General features: G+C 75.5%; 17 protein-coding genes. 11 read left to right on the forward strand and 6 right to left on the reverse strand.

All coding sequences use genetic code 11. The annotated features are described in order from the left end of the window. The first annotated feature begins 142 nt into the window (after nucleotides 1-142). Genes ACFVVL_RS26350 through ACFVVL_RS26370 form a run of 5 tightly spaced genes read left to right on the forward strand, consistent with a single transcriptional unit; the run spans nucleotide 143 to nucleotide 6387 of the window. Nucleotides 143-2119 carry an NAD-dependent epimerase/dehydratase family protein gene (locus ACFVVL_RS26350; protein ID WP_387679317.1) on the forward strand — a complete coding sequence of 659 codons (1977 nt, stop codon included), beginning with the start codon at nucleotides 143-145 and terminating at the stop codon, nucleotides 2117-2119. Further along, on the forward strand, nucleotides 2116-2901 hold the full coding sequence (locus ACFVVL_RS26355) for a protein phosphatase 2C domain-containing protein (protein WP_387679319.1): 786 nt from the start codon (nucleotides 2116-2118) through the stop codon (nucleotides 2899-2901). The genes ACFVVL_RS26350 and ACFVVL_RS26355 overlap by 4 nt, the downstream gene beginning before the upstream one ends. Further along, nucleotides 2898-4058 (forward strand): Gfo/Idh/MocA family protein, encoded by a 1161-nt coding sequence (locus ACFVVL_RS26360; protein WP_387679322.1) that lies wholly within the window; start codon nucleotides 2898-2900, stop codon nucleotides 4056-4058. Before ACFVVL_RS26355 ends, ACFVVL_RS26360 begins: the two co-directional genes overlap by 4 nt. Further along, the gene (locus ACFVVL_RS26365) at nucleotides 4055-5458 is read left to right on the forward strand and encodes a UDP-glucose dehydrogenase family protein (RefSeq protein WP_380292538.1); all 1404 of its coding nucleotides are present in this window, start codon (nucleotides 4055-4057) and stop codon (nucleotides 5456-5458) included. Before ACFVVL_RS26360 ends, ACFVVL_RS26365 begins: the two co-directional genes overlap by 4 nt. Next, the gene (locus tag ACFVVL_RS26370) at nucleotides 5458-6387 is read left to right on the forward strand and encodes an NAD-dependent epimerase/dehydratase family protein (protein WP_387679326.1); all 930 of its coding nucleotides are present in this window, start codon (nucleotides 5458-5460) and stop codon (nucleotides 6385-6387) included. The genes ACFVVL_RS26365 and ACFVVL_RS26370 overlap by 1 nt, the downstream gene beginning before the upstream one ends. On the opposite strand, the gene ACFVVL_RS26375 is transcribed toward ACFVVL_RS26370, so the two are convergent. The 4 genes from ACFVVL_RS26375 to ACFVVL_RS26390 all read right to left on the reverse strand — a co-directional run bounded on the left by ACFVVL_RS26375 (nucleotide 6312) and on the right by ACFVVL_RS26390 (nucleotide 10490). Next, nucleotides 6312-7022 (reverse strand): response regulator transcription factor, encoded by a 711-nt coding sequence (locus tag ACFVVL_RS26375; RefSeq protein ID WP_380292542.1) that lies wholly within the window; start codon nucleotides 7020-7022, stop codon nucleotides 6312-6314. The genes ACFVVL_RS26370 and ACFVVL_RS26375 overlap by 76 nt on opposite strands. Beyond that, a complete protein-coding gene (locus ACFVVL_RS26380) occupies nucleotides 7019-7708 on the reverse strand; it encodes a copper homeostasis protein CutC (protein ID WP_380292544.1) in 690 nt (229 codons plus the stop codon). The genes ACFVVL_RS26375 and ACFVVL_RS26380 overlap by 4 nt, the downstream gene beginning before the upstream one ends. 106 nt (nucleotides 7709-7814) lie before the next feature. Continuing rightward, complete coding sequence (locus ACFVVL_RS26385) at nucleotides 7815-8771, reverse strand: DUF5996 family protein (RefSeq protein WP_387679331.1); 957 nt, start codon at nucleotides 8769-8771, stop codon at nucleotides 7815-7817. Nucleotides 8772-8834: 63 nt separating this feature from the next. Next, complete coding sequence (locus ACFVVL_RS26390; protein WP_387679334.1) at nucleotides 8835-10490, reverse strand: FAD-binding oxidoreductase; 1656 nt, start codon at nucleotides 10488-10490, stop codon at nucleotides 8835-8837. Between the two features lie 288 nt (nucleotides 10491-10778). On the opposite strand from ACFVVL_RS26390, the gene ACFVVL_RS26395 reads away from it, so the two are divergent. The 6 genes from ACFVVL_RS26395 (at nucleotide 10779) to ACFVVL_RS26420 (ending at nucleotide 18995) form a co-directional block, all read left to right on the forward strand. Further along, the gene (locus ACFVVL_RS26395; RefSeq protein ID WP_380292550.1) at nucleotides 10779-10982 is read left to right on the forward strand and encodes a hypothetical protein; all 204 of its coding nucleotides are present in this window, start codon (nucleotides 10779-10781) and stop codon (nucleotides 10980-10982) included. A gap of 143 nt (nucleotides 10983-11125) precedes the next feature. Beyond that, nucleotides 11126-11647 (forward strand): MarR family winged helix-turn-helix transcriptional regulator, encoded by a 522-nt coding sequence (locus ACFVVL_RS26400; RefSeq protein ID WP_380292552.1) that lies wholly within the window; start codon nucleotides 11126-11128, stop codon nucleotides 11645-11647. Nucleotides 11648-11769: 122 nt separating this feature from the next. Then, on the forward strand, nucleotides 11770-12252 hold the full coding sequence (locus ACFVVL_RS26405) for a hypothetical protein (RefSeq protein ID WP_380292554.1): 483 nt from the start codon (nucleotides 11770-11772) through the stop codon (nucleotides 12250-12252). Nucleotides 12253-12338: 86 nt separating this feature from the next. Continuing rightward, a complete protein-coding gene (locus tag ACFVVL_RS26410) occupies nucleotides 12339-13217 on the forward strand; it encodes an NmrA family NAD(P)-binding protein (RefSeq protein WP_387679338.1) in 879 nt (292 codons plus the stop codon). A gap of 370 nt (nucleotides 13218-13587) precedes the next feature. Further along, on the forward strand, nucleotides 13588-17544 hold the full coding sequence (locus ACFVVL_RS26415) for a Pls/PosA family non-ribosomal peptide synthetase (protein ID WP_387679340.1): 3957 nt from the start codon (nucleotides 13588-13590) through the stop codon (nucleotides 17542-17544). A gap of 107 nt (nucleotides 17545-17651) precedes the next feature. After that, nucleotides 17652-18995: a M1 family metallopeptidase gene (locus ACFVVL_RS26420; RefSeq protein ID WP_387679343.1), complete on the forward strand. Its 1344-nt coding sequence runs from the start codon at nucleotides 17652-17654 to the stop codon at nucleotides 18993-18995. A gap of 69 nt (nucleotides 18996-19064) precedes the next feature. Here ACFVVL_RS26420 and ACFVVL_RS26425 read toward each other — a convergent pair whose 3' ends face one another. Together ACFVVL_RS26425 and ACFVVL_RS26430 are read right to left on the reverse strand one after the other, a co-directional pair. Next, nucleotides 19065-20378, reverse strand: coding sequence for a YhgE/Pip domain-containing protein (locus tag ACFVVL_RS26425; RefSeq protein WP_387679345.1), 1314 nt, complete (start codon nucleotides 20376-20378; stop codon nucleotides 19065-19067). A 318-nt stretch (nucleotides 20379-20696) separates the two neighbouring features. Beyond that, nucleotides 20697-22379 (reverse strand): carbohydrate binding domain-containing protein, encoded by a 1683-nt coding sequence (locus ACFVVL_RS26430; protein WP_387679348.1) that lies wholly within the window; start codon nucleotides 22377-22379, stop codon nucleotides 20697-20699. Between the last annotated feature and the right edge of the window lie 272 nt (nucleotides 22380-22651).

Genomic DNA, 22651 nt, shown 5'->3' on the forward strand with positions numbered 1-22651 from the left:
CCGGCCCGGGGTGTCTGTACGCGCCTGTGGTACCCGTCCGGGTACCACAGCCGACCGCCGCTTCGGCCGTGCCGCCGTCCGCGTCCGCCGTGCCAGCATCGCCCTCCTGACCGAGCGGCAGGACCACGGGAGGGAACCCGGGATGGACGCGGTACACCTGAGCGGAGCGGTGATGACGCACCCGCGCCGCGCCGAGCTGGCACGGGAGTTGATCGAGCGGTGTCGGCCGGAGGAACTGGACCTGGTGCTCGACCCCGAGCCGGACGGCCCGCCGACCGGTCTGCGCACCGCCGTCCGGGCCTGGTCCTCGGTGCCCGCCGGCGCCACCCACCACCTGGTCCTCCAGGACGACGCCGTGCTCACCCCCGGCTTCTTCGACCACGTCCGGGCGGCGGCCCGCGCGGTGCCCGACGCGGCGCTCGCCTTCTACACGCACTGGCAGTCCCGCAACGCCGCCGCCGTGCGGCTGGCCGTGCTCTCCGGGCACCGCTGGGCGCCCGCCACCGACGAGTACACCCCGACGGTGGTGCTGCTGCTGCCCGCGCCGGTCGCGGACGGCTTCGCCGAGTACGCCGGGCGGCACGGCGCCACCTGGGCGGACGACGTGGTGATGAGCCGCTACCTGCGCGCCGCCGGTGTGCCCGTCCTGCTGGCCGCGCCCAACCTCGCCGACCACGCCGACGTGCCCAGCATGCACGCCAACGGCGGCCACGGGCCGCGCCGGGCGGCCTGCTTCGCCCCGCTGCCGCCCGGCACCTCCTGGGAGCTCTCCGACGGGGCGGCGCGGCTGGACGCCGTGCCGTTCTTCAAGCACGGCCGCGCCCAGGTCGCCACCCGGCGGGCGGACGGCCGCTGGACCGGGGTCGAGGCCCACCGCTATCTGCGCCGGATCGGCCTGGACCCCGGCGACGCCCTCGCGCGGCTGGACGAACGGCTCGACGGCGCCGGGCCGCGGACCGCCGTCCTGCCGGGCGCGATCGGGCGGCCCGCCCTGGAGGCGCACTGGCAGACCGCGCTGCTGACGGGCGTGGTCACCGCCACCCGCGCCCGCGCGGCCGCCGGACCGGACGGCGAGCTCGCCGAGCGGGCGCTCGGCACGCTCGGCGCCGGCGGCCTGTGCACCCGCTTCGGCGACGACACCCTGGACCGGCTGCGCCCCGGTCTGCTGGAGCTGGCCCGGGCCGGGTACGCCGAGGGCCTGGCGGCCGGGGCCCGGTTCACCCCCGCCCCGGGCGGCGGCGGTCCGGCCCGTCCGGTCCGCGCGCGCCGGGTGGTGGTCACCGGCCGGGGCGGCCCGGACGCGACGGAGCTGGCGGGCGCCCTGGCCGGGGCGCTGGCCGACGGCGACTGGGAGGTCACCCTGTGGGGCGCCGCCGACGCCCACCACCCCGGGGTGGAGGCGGCCGGGCCCGGTACCGCGCCGACCGGCGCCACCGCCCTGGTCCAGGTGCTGGACGGCGACCCCGCCGCGGCGGCCGAGCACGCCGAGCAGGCCCTGCGCGCCGGCCGGGCGGCGGCCGCAGCGGGTGTCGGCCGGGCCGTCCTGGTCGCGGGCGAGGCCCACACGGCCGCCCTCGGCCCGGACACCGGCGCCGCCACCGTGCTGCGGACCGGGCTGGTCTACGGCCCCGGCGTGCAGAACGGGTCGGTGCTGGAGCAGGCGGTGCGCCGCTCCCTGCTGGCGCGGCCGATCCGGGTGGCCGGGCACCGGGGGCGGCGGTGGCGGCCGGTCTTCGTCGACGACCTCGCCGAGGCCGTCGACCGCGCCCTGCGGCTGCCCCCGGCCGGCCGGCCGCTGGACGTCTGCGGCGGCGAGGCGCTGGGCGCCGTCCAGCTCGCCGAGGCGGCCTCGGCGGCGGTCCGGCCGGTGCCGGTCGAACCGCTGGACGCGGCGGAGGCGGCAGAGCCGGCGCCGCCCGAGGACCCCGTCCGCTCCCCCGAGGCGGCCGCGACGGAGCTCGGCTGGCGGCCGCGCACCGCCCTCGCGGACGGACTGCGGGCCTGGTCCCAGTGGCTGGCGTACGAGGCCGGACCGCGCCCCGGCGCGGCCGGGTCCGCCGAACCCGCCGAGTCCGCCGGGGCGGCCGAGCCGGCCGGGACCGCCGGGGGCGCCCGGTGACCCCGATCCCGCTGTCCACCGAGGCCGCCAGCATCGCCACCCCCGGCGGCGCCAACGAGGACCTGGTGCTCACCGGCCCGCTCTTCGCACTCGTCCTCGACGGCGCGACGGCCGAACCCGGCGCCAGCACCGGCTGCGGCCACGACGTCCGCTGGCTGGTCGCCGAGGTCGGCCTCCGGCTCACCGGCGCCCTGCTGCACGACCCCGACGGCCGCCGGCCGCTGCGCGAACTGCTCCACGACGCGCTGTCCGACCTCGCCACCGAGCACGGCCGCACCTGCGACCTGGACAACCCGTGCAGCCCCACCGCGACCCTCGCCCTGCTGCGGCTGGCCGGGGACACCGTCCAGCACCTGGTGCTCGGCGACTCCACGGTGGCGCTGCGGGACCGCTCCGGCGCCGTCCGGGTCGTCACCGACGACCGGCTGGAGCGCCTGATCCACCTGCCCTGGGCCGAACTGCGCCGCCACCGCAACCAGCCCGGCGGCTTCTGGGTGGCCGGCCCCAGGCCCGAGGCCGCCCGGCACGCGCTGGCCGGCAGCGCCCCCGCCGCCGGGCTGGCCACCGCCGCGCTGCTGACCGACGGCGCCGCCCGGCTGGCCGAGCGCTACGACTGCGCCTGGCCCGAACTCCTCGACCTGCTGGAGCGGGAGGGCCCGGTGCAACTCGTGGAACGCGTCCGCGCCGCCGAACTGCGCACCGCGCCCGGCCGCTACCCCGGCAAGCACCAGGACGACGCCACCGCCGTGCTCTGCCGCTTCGAGACCCCCGAGGGGCGGTGACCGCCGTGCGCTACGACGGGCCCGCCGAGCCGTTCGGGATCGCCTTCGTCGGCTGCGGCTACGTCGCCGACCTGTACGCCGCGACCCTGCCCGACCACCCCTTCCTGCGCCTGGTCGGCGTCCACGACCGCGACCCGGCCCGGGCCGCCGCCTTCACCGCCCACCACGGCGTGCCCGCCTACCGGACGGCGGCCGACCTGCTCGCCGACCCCGCCGTGCGGGCCGTGGTCAACCTGACCAACCCCGCCAGCCACTACGAGGTGACCAGGGCCGCCCTGCTGGCCGGCAAACACGTCTACGTCGAGAAACCGCTCGCCCCCGACCTCGACCGGGCCCGCGAACTGGCCGCGCTCGCCGCCGAACGCGGCCTGCAGCTCGCCTCGGCCCCCTGCGGGCTGCTCGGCGACGCCGCCCAGACCGCCTGGCGGGCGCTGCGCGAGGGCCGGATCGGCACGCCCCGGCTGGTCTACGCCGAACTCGACGACGGCCCGATCCTGCGGATGCCGTTCCGGGAGTGGATCAGCCCCTCGGGCGCGCCCTGGCCCTACCTGGACGAGTTCGAGACCGGCTGCACCCTCGAACACGCCGGGTACTGGCTCACCTGGCTGACCGCCTTCTTCGGCCCGGTCCGGGAGGTGGCCGCGTTCTCCGCCCGGGTCGCCCCCAATCCGCACGTGCCGCCCGGCACCGCGCTCGCACCGGACTTCTCGCTGGCCTGCCTCGGCTTCGAGGGGGGCGTCACCGCCCGGCTGACCACCAGCATCCACGCGCCCAAGGACTACTCGCTGCGGGTCGTCGGCGACGAGGGCCTGCTCACCGTCGCCGACTCCTGGGACTACGACTCGCCGGTCACCGTCACCCGCCGGCCCGACGGCCCGGCCGAACCCTGCCCGCCCGTCCCCGGCCCCCGACGGCGCCACCGCTACCCGGGCACCCACTCCATGGACTTCGCCCGGGGCGTCGCCGAACTCGCCGTCGCCGCGGGCGGATCACGGCCCTCGCGGCTCCCGCTGGACCACGCCCTGCACGTCCTCGAACTCACCCTGGCGATCGCCGAGGCCGGGCCCGGCAGCGTGACCCGGCCCACCACCACCTTCGCGCCCGTGGCGCCGCTGCCGTGGGGCCTCGGGCCCGCGGAGAGAGGAGAAGAGCGATGAGAACAGAAGTGCCCTCACCTCCCGGCCCCGGGGCACCGCCCCGGCTGTCGGTCGTCGGCACCGGCTACCTCGGCACCACCTACGCGGCCTGCTACGCCGAACTCGGCCACCGGGTCACCGGCCTGGACACCGACCCGGTGAAGATCGCCGCACTGGCCGCGGGCGAGGTGCCGTTCCACGAACCCGGCCTGGCCGAGCTGGTCCGGCGCGGCCTGGACTCCGGCCGGCTGGCCTTCACCACCGATCCGGCGCGGGCCGCCGCCGGGGCCGAGGCGCACCTCATCTGCGTCGGCACCCCGCAGCGCGCGGACGGGGCGGGCGCCGACCTCGGCCAGGTCGCCGCCGCCGTCCGCGCGCTCGCCCCGCACCTGCACGGGCGCACCCTGGTCGTCGGCAAGTCGACCGTCCCGGTGGGCACCGCCGAGTGGGTCGAGCGGCTGCTGCGCAAGCACGCGCCCGACGACGCGGACCCCGAGGTCGCCTGGTGCCCGGAGTTCCTCCAGGAGGGGCGCGCCGTCGAGGACGTGCTGCGCCCGGACCGGATCGTGGTCGGCGCCCGCGGGAGCTGGGCGCGCGAGACGCTGGCCCGGGTGCACCGGGGCGTGTACCGGCTGGCCGAGCGCGAGGGGCGCGACGTGCCCACCGTGGAGACCGACTTCGCCACCGCCGAGCTGGTGAAGTCCGCGGCCAACGCCTTCCTCGCCACCAAGATCTCGTTCATCAACGCGATGGCCGAGCTCTGCGAGGCCACCGGGGCCGATGTCGCCGGCCTGGCCGAGGCGCTCGGCCACGACGACCGGATCGGCCCGCGCTTCCTGCGGGCCGGGGTGGGCTTCGGCGGCGGCTGCCTGCCCAAGGACATCCGCGCCCTGCAGGCCCGCGCCCACCAGCTCGGCGCCGGTGCGGCGGTGCGCTTCCTGCACGAGGTGGAGCTGATCAACCAGCGCCGCCGCGAACGCGTCCTGCAGCTGGCCGGGGAGCTCCTGGACTGCGTGGCGGGACCGAGCGGGCCCGAGCTGTCCGGCACCCGGATCGCCGTCCTGGGCGCGGCCTTCAAGCCGGACTCCGACGACGTCCGGGACGCCCCGGCGCTGGCCGTCGCCCGGCTGCTGCACGGCGCCGGCGCCCGGGTACGGGTGTACGACCCGCTCGGGCGGGACAACGCGCGCCGCACCCACCCCGAACTCGGCTACGCCGACGGGCTGGAGCAGGCCTGCACCGGGGCCGACCTGGTCTGCGTGCTGACCGAGTGGCAGGAGTTCCGTGACGCCGATCCGGCCGCCCTGGCCCGCGTGGTGAACGGACGCATCGTCATCGACGGCCGCAACTGCCTGGACCGGTACGCCTGGAACGCGGCCGGCTGGACGTACCGGGGCCTCGGCTGGAAGGAGGCGCCCTGATGGCCGGGAAGCTGATCCTGGTGACCGGCGGGGCCGGCTTCGTCGGCGGCCGGCTGATCCGCCGGCTGGTGGACGCGGAGCCCGCTGCGGAGATCGTCTCGGTGGACAACTACTTCACCGGCACGCCGGCCCGCCACGTCGACCACCCCCGGGTGCGCTACCTCCACGGCAACACCGCCGACCTCGGCACGCTCTGGCCCGAACGGGGGCTGCGCCCGCCCGCCGTCGTCTACCACCTGGGCGAGTACTCGCGGATCCCGCAGTCCTTCGAGGAGCCGGAGCGGGTCTGGGAGTTCAACCTGCTCGGCACCCGGGAGGTGGTCCGGTTCTGCCGGCTGAGCGGCGCCCGGCTGGTCTACGCGGGCTCCAGCTCGAAGTTCGGCAACGGGGGCCGCGACGAGCACCTCAACCCGTACGCCTGGACCAAGGCGAAGAACATCGAGTACATCCGCAACACGGCGGACTGGTTCGGCCTGGACCACGTGATCACGTACTTCTACAACGTGTACGGCCCCGGCCAGATCACCTCCGGCTCGTACGCCACCGTGATCGGCATCTTCGAGCAGCAGTACCGGGCCGGGCTGCCGCTGACCGTGGTCGAACCGGGCACCCAGAGCCGCGACTTCACCCACGTCGACGACATCGTCGAAGGCCTGCTGCTGTGCGCGGAGCGCGGCTCCGGGGACGGCTACCTGCTCGGCCGGGGCGAGGAGTACCCACTGATCGAGGTGGCCCGGATGTTCGGCGGCGAGATCGCGATGGTGCCGGCCCGCCGGGGTGAGCGCACCAGCGGCCGCGCGGACAACTCGCGCTCCCGGGAGCTCGGTTGGGAGCCGAAGATCTCACTTCCGGACTACATCGCGGACTTCGTCACGGCCTTCGGGCCGGCCTCGGCCGCCTGGTCTCCGACCGGGCTCACGATGCCGTAGCGCAGGGCGATCGCCACCGCCAGGGTCCGGTTGGGGCAGTTGAGCTTGGCCAGGACCATGGTCACGTGGCGCTTGGCGCCGTGCACCGAGATGCCGAGGCGGGCGGCGATCTCCTTGTTGCTCAGCCCCTCCACCAGCAGGGCGAGGGTCTGCCGCTCCCGCCCGGTCAGCGCGCCGCCGGCCACCCCCGGCCGGCCGCCGCCCGGGCGGGGCGCGGGGCGTCCGCGGGCCGGGGACCACGCGGGCCGCAGCACCAGGCGGCGCAGCGAGTCCGCGAGCAGCGCGGTGGTCACCTGCTCCAGGGGCAGGAAGCCGTCCACCCCGGCGGCCTCCCAGGGCTCGGGGCAGCGCGCGGCGGCGGCGTCCAGCAGCACCAGCAGCCGGCCGTCCCCGCGCGGGGCGGCCAGCAGCGCCCGCATCCAGGGCGGCGCCTGCGCGACGCACACCAGCGCCACCACGTCGGACTCCCACAGCTCGGCGGCCGTCCCGATCCGGTCCGGCGCCCTGGTCACCGCCTCGGCCACCAGGGGCAGGGCGGCGAGCATCCCGGCGATGCCGTGCCGGTGCAGCTCGCTCTCCGCGACGACGGTCACCGAGAGGCCGTCCGGTGCGGCCGGCCCGCCCGGGCCGTTCACGACCCGTCCGCCAGCAGCTCCCGCCAGTGCCGCACGGCCGACTCGTCGACCGGGCGCTCCCAGCTGCCCTCCGGGCGCACCCGGGTGCCGACGTGGAAGGCGTCGACGCCGCCGGCCCGCAGCGGCGCGACGTGCCGTTCGCGCAGCACCCCGCCGGCGATCAGCCGCGGGCCGGTGCCCGCGCGGGCGGCCCGCTCGGCGAGCAGGGTCGCCGTGCCCTCCTCGACGCCCTGCCGCCCGCCGGAGCTGAGCACCGCGTCGAGCCCGGGCAGGGCGCCGATCGCCGCCCAGGCCGCCGCGCGGTCGGCGGCGAAGTCGACGGCCTTGTGGAAGGTCCAGGCCCGCCCGTCCAGCACCTCCAGCACGGCCTCGACGGCGGCCAGGTCCACCGCACCGTCCGGCCCGAGGAAGCCCAGGACGAACTCCTCGGCCCCGGCCCGCAGCAGTTCCCGGGCCCGTTCCCGCAGCGCCCGCGGATCCCCGGCGGCGAAGCCGTCCGCTTCCCGCAGCATCACCCGCACCGGGAGGTCCACCGCCGCCCGCACCGCCCGCAGCGTCTCCACCGGCGGGGTGAGCCCCCATCTCCCCATGTCACTCACCAGTTCGATCCGGTCCGCACCCCCGCGCGCAGCCGCCCGGGCGTCCAGCTCGTCCAATGCGATCACTTCGAGCAGTGGTCTAGACATGCTTAGAGCATGACACAACCTCCCCACCGGGCCGGAGCGTTCGCACACACCGCCCCCACCGCCAACCGCCCCACCGGACCCAGCCGCCGGGCTTCCGGGCGGCGCCTCAGGCCGGGTCGGGCGACTCCCGCCGGGCGGCCACCGGGTCGGTGACGCCCCCGGGCGAGGCCTCGCCGGTGGTGTTCCAGCCGGCGAGGCGGGCCGCGGGCCGGTAGACCGACTCGTAGAAGTCGAGGACGGCGGCCCGCGGGTCCTCGCCGTCGCGCACCTCGTCGTAGTCCAGCACGGCCAGGTGGCTGCCGCCGCGCTCGACCCAGCGGGCGGCGGCGGGCCGCAGCGCCCCGTCCGCGAGGCCGGCCGGTTCGGGCGCCGCGTAGGAGTAGAAGGCCGGCCCGGGGAAGTCGTCGTCGCCGAACCAGAAGCCGGAGCTGATGACCTCGCGGGAGTAGGCCTCGCGGGTCACCGGGTCGACCGTCGCCGGCTGTTCGACCGCACGGCCGGAGAACCGCGTGACGGCGATGTCGAAGGTGTGCCAGAAGTGGTGCACCGGGCTGGTCTTCCCGCAGAAGCGGGCGGCGAACTCCTCCAGCACCAGGCCGACCTGGCCGAGCACCTGCCAGTAGCGGTTGACCCAGAACGGGTCGTAGGCGGCGTGCTCGGTGTCCTCGGTGAACGGCCGCCCGGCGTCGGGCAGGTCGAACGGGAACGGGTGCGGGAGGGACACCGGCACCCCGACGGCGTCGAGGGCCTCCAGCGTCCGGCGGTAGAACGACGCCACGGACTGCCCGGCGAGCGGGAACGAGGCGCTCCGGCCGTCGGACGAGCAGACCACCAGCCGGTGGGCGACGAAGTCGAAGTCGACGCAGAAGGACCCGCCCCCGTCGCCCACCGCCATCGGACGGGTGGTGATACCGCGCCCGGTGAGGTAGTAGGGGACGTTCCACCAGTGGTTGCGCCGCACGCTGTACGCCAGCCGGACCTTCCCGACGACCTGCGCGAAGCGGTGCACCGTCGCCTTGGAGTCCTGCCACCGGGCCAGCGGAATCGGGGGGAACAGCTCCATGCGCCCCACGCTAGGCCCGCCCGCCCGCTCCCGCATCCGCGCACCCGCCGCCGGCTGCGCGGATCACGACGGCAGGGTGATCGACTGGGCGTGGTGGAAGACGTTGCCGTCGTCCCAGAGCTTCTTGGCGTGCTGCAGGCGGGGGTAGTTCTCCTTGTAGTAGAGGCGCTGGTAGGGGGGCTGCCGGTCGACGGTGGTGCCGAGGTCGGTGTCGGGGTAGTTGACGTAGGCGCCGTCGGTGTCGGTGCCGGTCTCGGGGATGCCGCCGGTGGTCCGGTAGGTGTCCCGGTAGAGACCGCGGAGGTAGCTCAGGTGGGCGGCGTCCTGGGCGGGGTCGGTCCAGTAGGTCTGGTACTGGAGCTTCATCACGGAGTCGCGCTGCGCGGCGGCGGTCTCGGCGGGGCCGCGCTCGTTCACCCGGCAGCCGTAGGAGTCGATCTGGACCAGGGTCTGGGTGAGGTCGACGCCCTCGACGTCCTTGGTGAGCCAGTTCCACCAGGTGTCGATCTGGGCGGGGGTGAAGGCCGTGCGGTGGTAGGCGGACTTGTACTTGCCGCGCTGGTTGGCGCCGGAGCCGTTGACCGTCATGGTCGCCTGGAACCAGGGCAGCCGGCGCCGCCTGTCGGGGAAGGGCAGGAACAGCAGGCCGGCGCCGGAGGTCTGGACGGTGGCCCGGGTGCGCATGCCGGACTCCACGGCGGCGAGGAAGGCGTCCAGCGGCGCCGGGTCCTCCTCGTCCCACTGGCTGAACAGGACGACGTTCCCGTTGGAGTGGTGGGTGAGGTGGAGGATGGAGAACAGCGCCCGGTAGACCTGCTCGGCCGGCGCGCTGTGCCCGGCGAAGAAGGCTCCGAAGTTGGTGAGCAGGGTGCGGAAGTCCTCGGGGTGCTCGCGCAGCTCCGCCCACCTCCAGGCAACGCTGCTGAGCCAGACCCGGGGCGGCGGCTCCGGCAGGCCGTGGGCGAAGTGGTAGCGCAGCACGACGCCGAAGTTGCCGCCGCCTCCCCCGGTGTGGGCCCAGAACAGTTCGCGCTCGGGCGAGCCCTCCGGGTCCGCCCGGTTCGCCCGGGTCACCTCCACCCGGCCGCCGCGGACGGTGACCACGTCGACCTGGACCAGGTGGTCGACGGTCAGCCCGTGCCGGCGGGAGAGCAGTCCGTACCCGCCGCCGCAGATGTGGCCGCCCGCGCCGACCGAGTAGCAGGAGCCGGCCGGGAGCGTCACGCCGTAGCGGCGGAACAGGCCGGTGCAGACGTCCCAGTTGGTGGCCCCGCCCTCGACCGCGTAGGTCGCGGCGCCGAACTTGTCGGTCGCGGCCCGCACCCCGCGCAGGGTGCTGAGGTCGAGGATGACCCCCCGGTCGTTGTCGACGAACCCCTCGTAGCAGTGGCCGCCGCCGCGCACCGTCGGCCGCAGCCCGCGGTCGAGCGCCGAGCGCAGTGCGGTGACCGCGTCGGCCTCGCCGCCCACCAGCCGGATGTACGCCGGGCGGCTCCGCCAGCGCTGGTTGAAGCCCTGGCTGAGCGTCTCGTAGCGGGGGTCCGAGGGGAGGACGGTCGTCCCCCCGGGGCGTTCGGCCGGCTCGGCCGTGGCCGGACCGGCACCACCGGCGGCACCGGCACCACCGGCGGCGGCCAGCCCCAGGGAGGCGGCGGAAACCCCGGCAGCGGCCCTTCCGGTGCTGCCGAGAAAACCGCGGCGGGAGAATGCGTGGCGCATCGCCGGGACCTTCCTTCCCCATTCCGAGAGGCAGGCGGCGGACGCTAGCACGCAGCCGGGGAGGCCGGCGGTCCGGCACGGAGGGACCTGAAAGTCCGTAGGCGAATTCACCCGCCCGCACCACCGGGTCCAACGCCGGCACCCGGGCCGGAGTTCCGATGCGTAGTCCGACCGGTCCGATGCGATCACCCCCCGCCGCTGCATCCGGCCGGACCGCACCGGACGCCGGTTTTCGGCCACCCGCGGCCGGGGACCGGCTACCGCAGAGCACTCAACCGGGAGGAAGCCATGGCCTATCAGTACACGGTCGTCACTCCGCACGGTGATGTCCACCTCGACACCGACCGCCACCACAGCACGTTCGACACCATCGAGGACTTCCTGGAGCACCACAAGCAGACCGTCGCCGCCGCCGTCAGCATCGGCACCCTGGCCGCCCACGGCCTGGGCCTCTACCTGGAGCACTTCCGGGGCGGCGCCCGGCTCCGCTGACCCCCGACCGGCCCTACCGGCCCGACCGGCCCGACCGGCCATGAGCGCCGCAGCCCCGCTCCGACACGAGGAGCGGGGCTGCGGCCCGACGGCTCCGGGCGGGCGACTTGACGACGCATCTGATTAGCCGCCATATTACTTCCATGGTTCAGCAGCCCGAGGCCGGCAACGGCGCACCCACGCTCGACCAGGCCCGCCGCCAGCTCTCCCGGTACGGCCTGTCGGCCGATCCACAGGCGATCCTGGTCGCGGCACGGCTGATGGCCGCCGGGTCCCGGCTCGGCCAGGCCGGCGAGGCGCACTTCGCGCGCTTCGGCCTGTCCACCGGCCGCTACCGGCTGCTGGCCGAGCTGGAGGACCACGGCGGCGAGAAGCCGCCGTCGCAGCTGGCGGCCGCGCTCGGGGTCTCCCGGGCGACCGTGACCGGGCTGGTCGACGGGCTGGAACGGGACGGCCTGGTCGCCCGGCGCCCGTCCGCCGAGGACGGGCGCGGCAATGTCGTGGTGCTGACCACGCGCGGAGCGCAGCGGCTGCGCGACATGGCGCCCGAGCACTTCGAGCGGATGCAGGCGATGGTCGGCGGCCTGTCGGTCGAGGAGCGCACGCTCTTCCTCGACCTGCTGGCCCGCCTGGTGGAGGGCATGTCCGCCCTCACCGACGACTGACGACCGGGGACCGGACCGGCGGATCGGCCGACGAAGGGCACATCGAGTCCTTCGGCGCCCCGCGCCCCAATAGTTAGCCACCTCACCACTTATAGTTAGCCAACTAATCACCTGGAGCCTCCATGCCCGCCACCTCACCCACCGAGGAGCGGCAGCCCGCCGCTCCCGCCACCGCCGCACCACCGCCCTTCGTCCTCTGGCGCGAGGTGCTGGTCTCCTACGCGGCGCCCGCCGTCATGGCCGGGATCGGCGGTATCGCCACCGGACAGCCGGAGCTCAGGCTCGCGGCCGTCACCACCATCGCCGGCACCTCGGCCCTGGTCGCCGCCCTGGTCGGCGCCCGGCACCGCCGGCGCCCGGCCGGCTCCTGGGCGGAACGCGGGCCGCGCCCGCTTGTCACGGCCCTGTTCGGCCTGGGTGCCGCCGCCCTCGCCCTGGCCCTCGGCACCGCCGGCGCGCAGTTGCTGCCCCGGATCCCGGCCCTGGCCGACAGCCCGTGGCCGGGGCGGCTCCGCTTCGACCTGCCGGTCTCCGCCGCCATCGCCGCGACCGCGGTCACCTGGCGCTGGCGCGGCACCCGCCCGCGCCGCCGCCGGGCCCGCTGACCCGGCCCCACGGCACGGCCCCGCGGCACGGCCCCTCCACGCACCCCGAGCACCCTCCCGAGATCCCGAGAAGAGAGAGATCCCGCATGATCACCATCATGGGCGCGTCCGGCGCCACCGGCGGCGCCACGCTGCGCAGCCTCACCGCCCAGGGCGTCCCGGTCCGCGCGCTGAGCCGCGACCCCGGCCGGCTGCTGGCCGGTCTCGACGCCCGCACCACCCCGCTCGTCGAAGCGGTCGCCGCCGACGCCGAGGACCCGGACTCCCTGCGCACCGCCCTGCGGGGCACCCGGCAGCTCTTCCTGACCATGGCCAACGGCCCGCGCCAGGTCGCGTACGAGCTGCTCACCGCCGACCTCGCCGCGGCGGCCGGGGTGGAGCACGTCGTGAAGGTCTCCGCCCCGGCCGCCGAGCCGCACTCCCCGGTCGCGGTCTCCCGCGGGCACCACCTGGTCGAGGAGCGGCTGCGCGCCCACGGCCTCCCCACCACCGTGCTGCGGCCGTACGCGTTCATGCAGAAGCTGCTGCTGCTCGCCCCCGGCATCGCGGCGGCCGGGCTGATCCACGGCGCGATGGGCACGGCCCGGTGCAACTACGTCGACTGCCGGGACATCGGCGACGTCGCGGCCGCCGTGCTCACCCGTCCGGAGGCAACCGGCGGCAGCCTGGCGCTCACCGGCGGCCGGGCGTACAGCCACCCGGAGCTCGCCGGGCTGCTCACCGCCCTGCTCGGCCGGCCGGTGAGCTACGTGGACCTCCCGCCCGAGGAGCTGCGCGCCCACCTGGTCGCCCGGGCCGGGATGCCGGACTGGCTGGCCGCCCACGTGGTGGAGATCCAGCGGCTGGCCGTCGAGCGCCCGGAGGCACCGGACGACGCCGCCACCCGGCTCACCGGACGGCCCCCGCGCACCCTGGAGGCCTTCCTCCAGGAGCACGCCGACCGGTTCCGCCACCCCTTCCACTGACCCCGGCACCCCCTCGGACCGGCCCGCCGCTCCCCCGGGCGGCGGGCCCTTCACCCCGAGGGAGCACTATCCGATGTGGCATGGATCACGGTCGGAAAATCGACCTGACGATCCGTCAAAACGACTGATGGGTCGTCACATCCAATCCACAGGGCCTCAGTTATGGGCTGATGATCCGTCAGATTCGGCCACTACCGGGCCAGTTGGGCGGAGTGTCGACCGGTCCGGCGTTCACCACCCGGGGCTACCATCGGTCGGGTTGTCCGCTCCGGCCCCGGAGTGGGGTCACCCGGACAGGCGAGTGCTCCCACCGCCCCCAAGGGTCGGACATCGATCGGGACGGGGCGAGGACAAGGAGCACACGGCCGCCATGACAGCCGCACCCAGCCGGGAACCGGGCCCGGACGCCGCCGCCGGGCCGACCCCTGCCACCGGGCAGGACGCCGCCGCGCAGACCGCCCCCGGGCAGGACGAGAAGCAGGCCCGCTACCCGGGCCGCCCCGCCGCCGCCCCGCGCACCCTGGTCGACGTCCTCGACGCGACCGCCCGGCAGCACCCCGCCGAGCCCGCCCTCGACGACGGCCGCACCGTGCTCAGCTACCGGGCCCTGGCCGCCGAGGTCGAGCAGCTGCGCCGCCGCCTCGCCGCCGCCGGCATCGGCCGCGGCGACCGGGTCGGCGTCCGGGTGCCCTCCGGCACCAACGACCTCTACGTCTCCGTGCTCGCGGTGCTCGCCGCCGGCGCCGCCTACGTCCCGGTGGACGCCGAGGACCCGGACGAGCGCGCCCAGCTGGTCTTCGAGGAGGCCGCCGTCGCCGCCGTCCTCGGCGCCGAGCGCGCCCTCACCCCGGTCGGACCGGCCCGCGCGCCGCTCGCCGACCAGACGGCCGCCGCGCAGCGCCCGACCCCGGCGGACGACGCCTGGATCATCTTCACCTCCGGCTCCACCGGCCGCCCCAAGGGCGTCGCCGTCACCCACCGCAACGCCGCCGCCTTCGTCGACGCCGAGGCCGCGCTCTTCCTCCAGGACGAGCCGATCGGCCCCGGCGACCGGGTGATGGCCGGCCTGTCCGTCGCCTTCGACGCCTCCTGCGAGGAGATGTGGCTGGCCTGGCGGCACGGCGCCTGCCTGGTGCCCGTCCCCCGCTCCCAGGTGCGCTCCGGCGCCGACCTCGGCCCCTGGCTGGCCGAGCAGGAGATCACCGTGGTCTCCACCGTGCCGACGCTGGCCGCGCTCTGGCCGGCCGAGGCGCTCAACGAGGTCCGGCTGCTGATCTTCGGCGGCGAGGCCTGCCCGCCCGAGCTGGTCCAGCGCGTGGTCACCGAGGGCCGCGAGGTGTGGAACACCTACGGCCCCACCGAGGCCACCGTGGTCGCCTGCGGGGCGCTGCTGACCGGCGAGGGCCCGGTGCGGATCGGCCTGCCGCTGGACGGCTGGGACCTCGTCGTCGTCGACGAGGCCGGCGAGCCGGTCGCCCCCGGCGGCACCGGCCAGCTGGTGATCGGCGGCGTCGGTCTGGCCCGCTACCTGGACCCGGAGAAGGACGCCGAGAAGTACGCACCGCTGCCTTCGATGGGCTGGGAGCGCGCCTACCGCAGCGGCGACCTCGTCCAGGCCGACCCGGAGGGCCTGCTCTTCCTGGGCCGCGCCGACGAGCAGATCAAGCTCGGCGGCCGGCGGATCGAGCTCGGCGAGGTCGACGCGGCGCTCCAGGCCCTGCCCGGCGTCGCCGGCGCGGCCGCCGCCGTGCGCACCGCGCGCGGCGGCAACCAGCTGCTGGTGGGCTACCTGGTGACCGGCGAGGGCTGGGACCGCGAGCAGGCGGTGCAGCGGCTGCGCGCCGAGCTGCCGGCCGCGCTGGTCCCGCTGCTGGCGCCGGTCGACACCCTGCCCACCCGCACCTCCGGCAAGGTGGACCGCAACGCGCTGCCCTGGCCGCTGCCCGACCTGGAGAGCGCCGGGCCCACCGAGCAGCTCTACGGCACCGAGGCGTGGCTGGCCGAGCAGTGGACGGAGATCCTCGGGGTGCCGGTGAGCGGCCCCCGGGAGGACTTCTTCGCGATCGGCGGCGGCAGCCTGGCCGCCGCCCGGCTGACCACCCTGCTGCGCACCCGCTACCCGAACGCGGCGGTGCTGGACATCTACCAGCAGCCGACGCTGCGCAAGCTCGCCCGCCACCTGGAGCGCACCGCCGCCGACACCGGCGAGGCCCGGACCGTCGCACCGGTGCCGACCCGCGCCAAGCTGCTGCAGCTGCTCCTGCTGGTCCCGCTGTTCACCGTGGTCGGCCTGCGCTGGACGGTGGCCCTGCTGGCGCTCGGCAACCTGTTCTCCCACCTGGACGGCTACGCCTGGGCGCCGACCGCCTCCTGGTGGGCGGTCGGCGCGGGCGCGGCGGTGCTGTTCACCCCCGCGGGCCGGCTGGCGCTGGCGGCCGGCGGCGCCCGGCTGCTGCTGCGCGGCCTGCGCCCGGGCAGCTACCCGCGCGGCGGCGGCGTCCACCTGCGGCTGTGGGCCGCCGAGCGGCTGGCCGAGGTGAGCGGCGCGACCTCGCTGTCCGGCTCCTGGCTGGTGCGCTACGCCCGGGCGCTGGGCGCCAAGGTCGGCGAGGAGGTGGACCTGCACTCGCTGCCGCCGGTGACCGGCATGCTCAAGCTGGGCCGGGGCTGCGCGGTGGAGGCCGAGGTGGACCTCAGCGGCTACTGGCTGGACGGCGACCGGCTGGAGGTCGGGCAGCTCAAGGTCGGTTCGGGCGCCGTGGTCGGCACCCGCTCGACCCTGCTGCCGGGCGCCCGGGTCGGCAAGCGCGCCCAGGTGCTGGCCGGCTCCAGCGTCACCGGGCACGTGCCGACCGGCCAGCGCTGGGGCGGCGCGCCCGCCGTCAAGCTGGGCCGCGCCGAGCGGAGCTGGCCCAAGGAGCGCCCGGTGCGCCGGGCCCGCTGGTCCGCGCTCTACGGGCTGAGCGGTGCGGCGCTGAGCCTGCTGCCGCTGCTGCCCGCGGTGGCCGGCCTCGCGGTGCTCGCCCCGTTCGTCGACCCGGCGGACGGCCTGGGCGGCGCGCTCGGCGGTGCCCTGCTCGGCCTGCTGCCGGCCACCCTGGCGTACGGGGTGGTGTTCGCGGCCCAGCTGGTCGCGGCGGTGCGGCTGCTGTCGGTCGGGCTGGAGCCGGGGGTGCACCCGCTGCACGGCCGGGTCGGCTGGCAGGCCTGGACGGTGATGCAGCTGATGGACCAGGCCCGGGAGATCCTCTTCCCGCTGTACGCGGGTCTGGTGACCCCGCTGTGGCTGCGGGCGCTGGGCATGCGGGTCGGCAAGCACGCGGAGGTCTCCACGGTGCTGGCGCTGCCGAGCCTGACCACGGTCGGCGACGGCGCGTTCCTGGCCGACGACACCCTGATGGCGCCGTACGAGCTGGGCGGCGGCTGGGTGCGGCTCGGTGAGGCGAAGGTCGGCGAGCGGGCGTTCCTCGGCAACTCGGGGATGACCGCGCCGGGCCGTTCGGTGCCCAAGCGCGGCCTGGTGGGCGTGCTGTCGGCGACGCCGGAGAAGGCGAAGAAGGGCGGCTCGTACCTGGGCATGCCGCCGGTGCGGCTGCCGCGCTCGGCCGACCGGGCGGACCAGAGCCTGACGTACGAGCCGCCGGCCCGGCTGCTGTGGGCGCGCGGGCTGGTCGAGGTGGCCCGGCTGCTGCCGGTGCTGGCCTCGGGGGCGCTGGGCGCGCTGACGCTGGCGGCGCTGTCCTGGCTGGCGCGGGCGTGGTCGCCGTCGGCGGCGGCGCTGGTGTCGGGCGTGGTGCTGCTGGCCGCGGGCACGGCGGCGTGCGCGGTGGCGGTGGCCGCGAAGTGGCTGCTGGTCGGCCGGTTCCGGGCGGTGGAGCACCCGCTGTGGAGCGGCTTCGTGTGGCGCAACGAGCTGGCGGACACCTTCGTGGAGGTGCTGGCGGTGCCGTGGCTGGTGGGCGCGGTGCCGGGCACTCCGGTGCTGAACCTGTGGCTGCGGGCGCTCGGCGCGAAGGTCGGGCACGGCGTGTGGTGCGAGAGCTACTGGCTGCCGGAGGCGGACCTGGTGACGCTCGGGGACGGCGTGTCGGTGAACCGCGGCTGCGTGGTGCAGACCCACCTCTTCCACGACCGGATCATGCGGATGGATACTGTCGTCCTGCGCGAGGGCGCCACCCTGGGGCCCGGCGGCATCGTGCTGCCCGGCAGCACGGTGGGCGAGCGCAGCACGCTGGGCCCGGCGTCGCTGGTCATGCGCGCCGAGTCCGTGCCCGCCGACACCCGGTGGCTCGGCAACCCGATCGAGGTGTGGCAGACCACCTCCTGACCGCCGTCCCCCGGGGGGCCGGCCGGGGTCCCCACCCCGTCCGGCCCCCCGGCGTCTCCCGCCCCCGACCCCCGTCCAGTCCCGTGTTTCCAGGAGCGTACGACCCGGTGAACCCCCGCCCGGCGCAGTCCCCGCAGCCCCCGCAGCCCGTCGCCCCGCCGGACCCCTACTTCCCGGCCAGCGGTGATCCGCGCTACCGGGTCCACCGCTACGAGCTGGCCCTCGACTACCGGCCGGGCCCGAACCGGCTGGGCGGTACGGCCCGGCTGAGCGCGGTCGCCGTGACCGCGCTGACGGAGTTCGCCCTGGACCTCGCGGAGTTCCGGATCGGCCGGGTGCTGGTGGACGGCAAGGCCGCCCGCTACACCCACCGGGCGGGCAAGCTGCGGATCCGCCCGCCGAAGGCGCTGACGGCGGGCGCGGCGTTCACCGTCGACGTGCACTACACCGGCAATCCCCGGCCGGTGCGCAGCCCGTGGGGCGGCCTGGGCTGGGAGGAGCTGACCGACGGCGCGCTGGTGGCCAGCCAGCCGGTCGGGGCGCCGTCCTGGTTCCCGTGCAACGACCGCCCGGCGGACAAGGCGACGTACCAGATAGCGGTCACCACGCCGTCCCCGTACACGGTGGTGGTGGGCGGGCGGCTGCTGACCCGCACCACCGGCTCCTCCAGCACGACCTGGGTGTACGAGCAGTCCGCGCCGACCTCGACGTACCTGGTGACGGTCTCGATCGGCCAGTACCGGCCGGTGGTGCTGGCGGAGCATCCGCAGGTGCCGCAGACCGGCTACGTGCCGGAGCGGCTGGCGGGGGCGTTCGCCGCGGACTTCGGGCGGCAGCCGAAGATGATGGCGTACTTCGGGGAGGTGTTCGGCCCGTACCCGTTCGGCGAGTACACGGTGGTGGTCGCCGACGAGGAGCTGGACGTCCCGGTGGAGGCGCAGGGGGTCGCGACCTTCGGCACCAACCACCTGGGCGGCGGCTGGGAGCGGGAGCGGCTGGTCGCCCACGAGCTGGCGCACCAGTGGTTCGGCAACAGCGTCTCGGTCGGCGACTGGAGCCAGATCTGGCTGAACGAGGGGCTGGCGAAGTACGCGGAGTGGCTCTGGTCGGAGCGCTCCGGCGGGCCGACGGCGGGCGCCCGGGCGGCGTACGCGCACCGGCTGCTGGCCGGGCTGCCGCAGGACCTCCGGCTGGCCGACCCGGGCCGCAAGCTGATGTTCGACGACCGGCTGTACCAGCGCGGGGGCCTGGTGGTGCACGCGCTGCGGCTGGCGCTCGGGGACGCCGCGTTCTTCCGGATGATCAAGGACTGGGCGGCGTTCCACCGGCACGGGGTGGTGACCACCGCGGACTTCCGCGCCCATGCGGCCCGGTACGCGCGGGCGCCGCTGGACGAGCTGTTCGAGGCCTGGCTGTGGCGGCCTGAGCTGCCGCCGCTGCCGGCCGGCTGACGTCGCCCGCGGCGCCCGTCGCGGGTGCGCCCGCGACGGGCGCCGTCCCGGGCTCGGACGGGCTCAGGCTCAGACGAGCTCGGGGACGGCGCGGTGCAGGCCCTTGCGGTCGTAGTAGCGGGCCGTCGCGAAGCCGAACAGCAGGGCCGCGACGGTGCCGATGGCGATCCAGGTCCAGGCCCGGGTGAGGCCGGCACCGGCCTGCGCGTCGAAGAAGAGGATGGCCCGCACGCCGTCGGTGAGCTGGCGCATCGGCTCGAACAGCGCGAGGAACCGGTAGAACGACGGCAGGGCGTCCAGCGGGACGGTCGCGCCGGAGGACGGCAGGCCGAGCACGATGAACACGAACATGCTGACCAGCAGGCCGAGGCCGCCGAAGGCCGCGTTGATCGCCTGGACGCCGAGGCCGACCGCGCTGCTGGCGCAGACCGAGAAGATCCACAGCAGCGGCAGGTGGGCGGCGTCCATGTCGAGGATCACCACCCCGGCCAGCATGATCAGTGACGAGGTGAGCAGCGACAGGCCGACCGACATCACGCACTTGACGGCGAGGGTGCTGGTGCGGCTGATCGGCACCACCGGGTGGCGGGCCCGCCAGGGGCCGACCTCGTTGTCGGCGTAGCCGAGCGCGACGTCGACGCCGTTGCCGATGATGTTGGCGCCGAAGAAGCCTGCCAGGACGAGCAGCAGGGTGTAGTAGAAGGCGGAGAGCCCGAGGCCGCTGCGGTTACCGATCGGGTGGCCGACGGTGGTGCTGAGCGCGATCGGGTCGGCGACCAGCAGCCGGGCCGCGTCGTCCAGGCCCTGGGCCTGCGGGAGGGCGGAGAGCCGGGCGCCGAGCGCCAGGGAGGCCTGGTGGACGGCCTGCTGGCCGATCTGGGCGGCGAGCGAGGAGCCGAGGCTGCCGACGCCCGGGTTGGTGTACTGGAGCACGGTGGGGCGCGCGGGCTTGGCACTCGCGCCGCCGAGGGCGGCGACGGTGGCGGTGAACTCGGGCGGCACCTGGAGCGCGCCGTAGAGCTTGCCGGAGGCCAGCTGCTCCCGCGCGGCGGCCTCGTCGAGCTGCCGCCAGGAGACGGCGTCCCCCTGGCCGGGCGCGGTGGCGATGCCGGTGACCAGCTGCTCGCCGAGGTTCTGCCGCTGCCCGGCGACGTCCGCGCCGCGGTCGGTGTTCACCAGGGCGATCGGCAGGTGTCGCAGGTCGCCGCGGGGGTCGAGGATGCCGCCGAGGTAGAGCAGCGACATCAGCAGGCTGAGCAGGCCGACCAGCACGGCCGGGACGGCCCACACCTTGGGGTTGCGGAGCACCCGGCGGGCCTTGACGCCGGCGGGCGGCTCGGGCCGGCGCGGCTCGGGAAGGGTCGGCTCGCGGTGGGAGGGCATGACGCTCCGTGGGTGGTCGGTGATCACACGGACCCTGGGGTCTGTCTCTTGGATTTTGTCGGATCAGGCCGCGGCGTCTGGGTGCGTGCATCGCAAGGCGGAGGAGGGAGCCACTGCGGAGCATTGGCGACCGACGACAACGCGGCGAGGTGCGTGCCCAGACGCCGCGGACCCGGCAAGGATCCAAGAGACAGACCCTAGGAGTGTCAGGAGGAGGGCCGACGGCGCCACGCCGCCGGGGTCACCCGCCCGCACGGCGGCGCGGAACGGCCCGGCCCCTCCGCCGAGGGGCCGGGCCGCCGTACCACGGGGGGTGCGTCAGCCGGTGAAACCGGCCGTGATGGAGGTGAACTGCCAGTCGTTCTGGGCGATGCCGGAGCAGGTCTCCTGCTGGCCGCCGCCCGGGCAGCCCCGGTCACGGTTGACCGACCAGAAGGCCATCCGGGCCAGGTGGTGGCTGTTGGCCCAGTCGCGGATCGCGGTCCAGTTCTGGACGCTGGTGATCTCGCCGGTGTCGCTCAGGCCGTTCATGCCGGAGATGCCGATGTGTGCGTAGGCGGTGGCGTCGTCCCAGCCGAAGACGGACTTCAGCTTGTTCTTCAGGCCCTCGGTGGCGCTGACCGTGGCGGCGTACATGTCGGTCGAGGCGTTGCCGAAGTCGAACGGCATGATGGTGAAGACGTCGATGTCCGCGCCGAGCGCCTTGGCCTGCTCGATCAGCCGGTTGCCGTAGTAGGTCGGGCCGGTGGTGGCGGTGCCGAAGGTCACGATGGTGCGCAGACCGGGGTTGTTCTGCTTGACGATCTTGAGCGCACCGAGGATCCGGTCCTGGACGGCGGTGTTCTCGAACTCGTCGGTGTTCTCGATGTCGACGTCGATCGCCTTGAGGCCGTAGGCGTCGATCACCTTCTGGTAGGCGGCGGCGAGGTCGGCGGTGGTGGCGCAGTTGGGGCCGAGCTTGTTGCCGCTCCAGCCGCCGATCGACGGGACGACGTCGCCGCCGGCCGCGCGCACCGCGTTGATGGTGGCCTGGTCGACGCCGTTCAGCAGCGGCCGCTGGCTGTCCCAGGTGGGGTTGCAGCCGTTCTGGGCCAGCACGAACGCCAGGGTGAACCACTTGATGCCGGTGGCGTTCATGACGGTGGTGGCGGCCGGCGGGTTGCCCCAGCCGTTGTAGAGGTAGGGCGCGGCCTGCTTGAAGGCGCCCGGGGTCGGGCCGCCGCCGTTGGCGTCGGTGGTGACGGTCAGGGCGGTGGAGGCGGCCGAGGCGTTCCCGGCCGCGTCGCGGGCCTTGACGGTGAAGGTGTAGGCGGTGGACGCGGTCAGGCCGGGGACGGTCGCGGTGGTGCCGGTGGCGCTCGCGACCTTGGCGGTGCCCTGGTACACGTCGTAGCCGGTGACGCCGACGTTGTCGGTGGCGGCGTCCCAGGCGAGCGTCACGCTGCTGGCGGACTTGCCGGTGGCCCGCAGGTTGCCGGGCACGGTGGGGGCCTGGGTGTCGGCCGGCGGGGTGCCGCCGCCGGGGCCGTCGAACACGATGTCGTCGGCGTAGTAGGTGCCCTGCCCGTACCAGCCGTTGACGTAGACCTCGGCGGTCGTCTGGGTGGCGCCGGTGGTGAACGAGACGCTCAGCTTGCTGTAGTCGGCGGCGGAGGTCCAGGCGGAGCCGCCGCCGGTGACACCGAGGTAGACGTAGCTGCCGCGGACCCAGCCGGAGAGCGTGTAGGTGGTGTTGGGCTTGACCGCGACGCTCTGGACGCACTTGGCGGTGTCGCTCGCGGTGGCGGCGCCGGCGAGCGCCTTGCCGCCGCCGTGCACGGGGGTGGTGACGACCGATCCGAGACCGCCGGAGCAGGTCCAGCCGGACAGGGTGCCGGTCTCGAAGCTGCCGTTGGTGAGCTGGTCGGCGGCGTGGGCGACGGTGGGCGCGGTGAACGCCGCGGCTGCCGCGAGCAGCGCGGCGGCACCGACGGCGGGCAGTCGGGTGCGCTTGTGCAGCACCGGTGACCTCCAGTGGGGGGATGTGGGGGGGTGGAGGTGCGGGGAGGGCCCCAAAATGGACTGGACCAATTGCTCATGTCAAGTCATGTCCGCCGGACGGACGGTGATGACGTGTCGGCACAGGGCGAACCGATCGGGAGAAAATGGGTGGAACGACCCACGGAGGCGGACTAGGTTCGTGGCGCCGGGGCCGGGGCCCCCCCCCCCCCCCCCCCCCCCCCCCCCCCCGGCCCCCCCCCCCCGCCCCCACCCCCCCCCCCCCCCCCCAGGGC

This window comes from Kitasatospora sp. NPDC058115, from assembly GCF_042884635.1.
Lineage (GTDB): Bacteria > Actinomycetota > Actinomycetes > Streptomycetales > Streptomycetaceae > Kitasatospora.